Origin of the sequence: Saccharothrix sp. NRRL B-16348, assembly GCF_001280085.1 — a bacterium.
In the GTDB taxonomy this organism is placed as follows: domain Bacteria; phylum Actinomycetota; class Actinomycetes; order Mycobacteriales; family Pseudonocardiaceae; genus Actinosynnema.
Genome location: NZ_LGED01000041.1, coordinates 1 through 5602, shown reverse-complemented (window position 1 = coordinate 5602; position 5602 = coordinate 1). Strand labels below are relative to the sequence as shown.

At 65.5% G+C, this 5602-nt stretch carries 1 protein-coding gene; it reads left to right on the top strand.

Going from position 1 to position 5602, the window contains the following annotated elements; genetic code table 11:
• Positions 1 to 98: 98 nt before the first annotated feature.
• Positions 99 to 1247, top strand: coding sequence for a hypothetical protein (locus ADK67_RS50545; RefSeq protein ID WP_157619984.1), 1149 nt, complete (start codon positions 99 to 101; stop codon positions 1245 to 1247).
• The last annotated feature ends 4355 nt before the right edge of the window (positions 1248 to 5602 follow it).

The window sequence follows — 5602 nt, the reverse complement described above, 5'->3', positions numbered from 1 at the left end:
CCTGCACCGCCTGCGCCTCAAGGTGTCCGAGCCGGGCGCGCCGAACCACTTCTACGAGTGGGAGCCCCAGGTCGACGTGCCAGGCCTCTACGACGACCTTGGCGTTCAGGTTCGCGCGGGACGGCATTCGCGAGGAACTGCTCGCCCACGGACGTCGTATCGACACCGAGCGGGTTCGCAAAGTCGTCCGCCATTACCTGGACGAACACCAACCGGCGGTGGCCGGCTTCGAATGGCCACTGGATGAGGAGCCGGTATCGACCGCCTCCCCCATTCTCACGCCGCCCCACGTGGCTGAAGCCGAGCGTGCGCTGCGGAGGGCCTTGTCTGGGGTTCACCTGCGCGATTCCACGCCAGGCGACCCCCAAGTCGAGCTGCCGCAGGCGATGTTGAATAATGCGCGCGGGGAATTTCCGGACGAAGAAGATGACCCCACACGTGTTCTCGTGGACGCGGCCGAAGCCGGACGAATTGCAGGAGGAGCAGAGGTGACTGCCGTCGAGCAGGAAGAAAGGAGAAGGACTCTCGCATCGCCCGTCTTCGGCGGGGTACCGCCGAGGAACGTGAACTTCGGCGGGGTACCGCCGAGGAACGTGAACTTCACCGGGCGGGCGGACCTCCTCCAGGAGCTCGAACGGCGTCTGGTCCGGGGCGGGACCGCGGCTGTGCTGCCCGAAACGCTCCACGGCATGGGCGGTGTGGGCAAGTCACACCTCGCCATCGAGTACGCCTACCGCAACCGCGCGAACTTCGACCTGATCTGGTGGGTGCCCGCGGAACGACCGGTCAAGATCGTCAACTCCCCGGCCGAACTGACACAACACCTGAACCGTCACGCAGGCGGCGGCCTGGCGCGTGGAGACGGGCATGCCCGCTGCGGAGTACCTGGAACTCCTCGCGGAGACACAGTTGGAGCTGCTGAACGTCACCACCACCATCGATACCCCGAGTCGGTGGCGGCGATGTGGGACCTGTCGCTCAACGAGCTCAAGCGCAAGAACCCCTCGGCGCTGCGGTCGCTCCAGGTGTGCGCCTTCCTGGCGCACACCTGGAGCAACCGCAGCGTGTTCACCTACAGCCGCAACATCACCGACGTGCCGGCCGAGCTGTTCCGGGTCCTGCGCGACAGCTTGCGCCTCAACGAGGCCATCCGCGACATCAACCGCTTCGCGTTGGTGCGCGTGGACCACACACCAACTCCATCGAGCTGCACCGCCTCGTCCAAGCCGTGCTCATCAGCCAGATGAGCTGATACGGCTTCATGATCTGGGTGCAGGGCCGGTACACCGAGGCAACCCCGCCGAACATGGAACTGAAGGATCGGCACCGCCGCACCTTCGGCGAGGATCACGTGGAAACCGTCACGGCGATGGGGCCGGGTCGCGGCCGGCAAGCGGGCCGAGGGGCGACTTCGTCGGCGCGCTGAAGTTGTCGAAGCGTAGCTACGCAGCTGCGTCCGCTACCTCGCTGACGACGACCCGACAACCCCGGCTGGGTTCCGTGCCCACTTGGATAAATCGCCCTCTGCATCACTGAAGATCGCATACGAAATTGAGCCCTGCCGGAGACAGGGTTTTCGGGCGACAGTTCGATTGTGTTGCCTTCGTAGGTTCAGAATCTACGACGCCTTCGAGCTTTGTCGACAACACGTGAGTCGACAAGCGGCTCGCCTCGTAGCGAGGTGATCGACGGAGGTGTGGATTGGATCAAGATTATCCAGAAAAGGATGACGAACCGGAGGGTGCACGCAAGCCCGATCGGAGTTGGCGCTCCGATCAGGCCAGCGTCCTTCTGGGCACCCTTGTCCAGGTCGTGGCGTTGATCGGGCAGATCATCGACCTGTTCAAGTAGCGCGATGTGGTCGGGTGGCGCCCCGCAAGGTGCGCCACCCGACCTCCCAGACGATGCTCAACGCTCGAGCCTGATGCACCTTACCGTCAACGGGGTGGTGAGAGGCTGTTGGTGAACCGGGCAGGGCTGAGGCTTTGGTGCGCGGACGGGAGACTCCTGGTAGATCGGGTGTTGTCTAGGCAACCGTTCGACCAGGAGCTCCGTTGTTATCCAGCCCGGCCCGGGCGAGGATCGCAACATCAAGCACGCCCAGTTCTTGCGGGCGACCAGGTGGCGCAGCGTCAGCCCTTCGGGATTGGCGAGGATCGCAACCCGACGCGGGCGGCCGAGGTGAGCGGGCGATGAGGCAGCGCCAGCCCTCCGGGGCTGGCGAGGATTGCAACAGCAACGGCCGAGGGGCGAGCTTGAATAAACCTGAACCCAGACGGAGAAGGAGATCGTGCAGCTCCTGACCGGAGGGACGCGGGCGTTCAGGTGCTACTCCCGAGCGCGCCTCCGCCGGCCGCTCGGACGCGCTTATCACGCTCGCGTTGGACGTCGTCCGTTTCGGCTCTTGGCGCCGATCGGCTTGTAGGTCCTGCGCGGTGCCGCTGCGGAGTATGTCGACCCGTCGCAGCGCGTGGTCGAGGGCGAATGGTTCGCTGTGGTGTTGAGGGACGCGGCACGACTGTGGCGCGGTATCGCGGCCGTGACGCCAGCCAGTGTGGTACCGGGCATGAGCGCCGCGGAGCGAAGGAAGAGGCCCGGGCAGGCATGGCGGACGGCGGATGTACCTCGGCTAGCTGCCACCTACCGCGCAGAGGCGACATTCACATCCGACCACGCCATTGAGAGCGCGCCCGCCGACCGAGCGGTGTCCTTGGCTGCCGTACTCGGCCGCGAAGTTCCCACGGCTGGGCAGTCGTGCCGCCCGGTCCTTGCTTGGTGGTGCCGCGACAGGCTGTGTCCGTGGTGATCGGGCGGTGTGGCATGCGCGGCGGGTATCGCTGTCGCCATCACCAGGTATGTGCTGTCAGGCTCGGCGACTCAAGCTACGCGCTTGTGTGATGTGTGTCACCATGGTGGCACTTGTTGATCTTGAATTAAAGATCGCCCATTGGGGAGGAACCTGTCCGGATCGCCCTGTTTGACCGTTGGCGTGATCACGCTATGTCATGCATCTCCATGTGTTCACCACTGTCGGGCTTCACGTCCGGGTGTCATGGCATGACGGGTATCCGCTAGGTATGGGTTCTCCGACCGGGACGGGTCGCACCTTCGATTTTTTTTTGCGCGTTTCGGTCTGTTAATGTAACGGCGGTCGAAAAAGTTACAGTCGGCCAAGTCGCGGTTATTGTCGATTGGGGGCGATTGCCAATTTTAATACAGGTGTGCCCCTTTTTGTTGGCGAAAGGGGTTTGAATGTTCACTGTTCGGTCAACCTCGGGCAATGGGGGCGGTGACCGGGACACGTTGCTAACGGCGGCACTTGCCGCCGAAGTTGCTGTCTGGTACCACTATTTCCTGCTTTTGTCGGAGGGAGGCGAGGCCTCGGGGGCCGTAATGGCCGCCCAGGGCCTCGCCCTCGGGCTCCGCTCTGCCGCTACCTGGCTGCAATTGCGGTGATCCCCGATCCCCGGATTCGGAGACGATGATTGCGCCATCGTCATATCCGCTCCCGGGTGCTTAGGGGAACCAGGGCCGTCCGCATCATGTGGGCGGCCCTGGTGTCGCTTTTATGTGCGGAGAATAGTGTGTCGATTCCGCAATTTCCGGCTTTATTGGTCAATGATGTGTCGGCTATCCGTGACCTGTGCGCAGACATCCGCGCTTCATCTGACGACACCCGGCGTAAGTTACCAGAAATCGTTGGTACCCGTGGGGCGTGCATCCCCCATGGAGTGACGAGTGGCGACACCAACGTGTGGCTACCGAGGCCCGACGGAGCCTTCGTTACTCCGAACGGCGCACAGTGATGGTGGGGGTGCCGCCTCTCCGTGGTCACTGACGCCGTTACTGTCCGCCCATTTGGGGTAGTCACACTTTCGAGTGATGTTCCCTGATAGTGGCTGCTCAACTGCTTACTCGGGTAGTGCCAGGACGCCTCGCCGTGACTGCCCGCGGGAGTCGAGGCGCCTGGTCCGAACGAGGCCGTGTCCCGCGGCGCCAGCCGCTCCCGGACTTGCGATCCTCGCCAGGCCCTTCGGGACTTGCGGGATCGCAACGCTTCGCAGTGGGCGACAGGAATCCAACTCTGAACTGTGCAGCGCCTGCCTCCGGGACTGGCGAGGATCGCAACACCTGTCCCGCCGCCGTGAACGGGCCGAGCATCGCCCCCAGCGCCAGCCCTTAGGGACTGGCGAGGACCGCGACCGGATCGGCGCCGTGATCTCGGCGTACTCCAGCCCAGCGCCAGCCCTCCGGGACTGCGAGGATCGCAACGGGAAGCGGACGTCCGTGAGGACCACCGGCCTGGGCGGCACCAGCCCTCAGGGCTGGTGAGGATCGCAACCGCTCGAGCGACCGCTTGGTCGCGGCGACCTTGGCCCAGCGCCAACCCTCCAGGGCTGGCGAGGATCGCAACGAGGACTACATGGCCCGCCTCCACCCCGACACCGACCAGCGCCAACCCTCCGGGACTGGCGAGGATCGAAACGCCGGGCTGGTGTACCAGTCCGTTTGGCTCAAGAGTGCCTCGCCAGCCCTTCGGGACTGGAGAGGCACTCTCGGGCCCGGTGAGGATCGCAACTACCCGCAGGGCCGGGATGCGCACCGACGCGATTGGCCCAGCGCGGGTCCTCTGGGACCGGTGCGGATTGCAACCCCAGTTGGTCCGCCACTACACCCACGTCCAGGCCACAGCACCGGCTCTTCCGGGCACGGAAGGATCGCAACACCTCGTGGCCGTGCAGCGCGAGTTGCGAGAGCCAGGCAGCGCTGGCCCTCCGGGGCCAGCGAGGATCGCAACCGCGAGCAGAAGATCGACCGCCTCGGCGGCTACGGGGCAGCGCCAGTCCTCGGGGCCGGCGAAGATCGCAACACCAGCGCCAACACGACCAGGTACCACAGGGCCGACAGCGCCAGCCCTCTGGGGCCGGCGAGGATCGCAACGCCCAGTCTGTGCTGGTCGCGGTCGTGACCGCCGGACCAGCGTCAGCCCTTCGGGACTGGCGAGGACCGCAACGGCCGGGCGCCGGTGCTGCAGCACGACGTTGACCCCAGCGCCAGCTCTCCGGGGCTGGCGAGGATCGCAACGTGAGGTAGAGGTAGAGGTTGTCTGAGGCGATGGATGCCGGCGCCAGCCCTCCGGAGCTGGCGAGGATCGCAACAATCCCGACGGCGGACCGGACGGCGACCGCGAACCCCAGCGCCAGCCCTCCGGGACTGGCGAGGATCGCAACTACCTGTGGGTGTGGCGAGAGTTCAAATGCTCTCCGGACCAGCGCCAGCCCTCCGGGACTGGCGAGGATCGCAACACCTGTCCCGCCGCCGTGAACGGGCCGAGCATCGCCCCCAGCGCCAGCCCTCCGGGACTGGCGGGGATCGCAACAAAAACACCGGGTGGGCGGAGGACGCGAAGTCCAAGCCAGCGCCAGCCCTCCGGGACTGGCGAGGATCGCAACCCGCGGACCCACAAGCCGTCGTTCGCGTAGGTGTCCCAGCGCCAGCCCTCCGGGACTGTCGAGGATCGTAACTGCGCCGCAACGAGGTTGGTTTGCACCGCGTTGCCCAGCGCCAGCCCTTCGGGATTGGCGAGGAAGCCCGGTGAGAG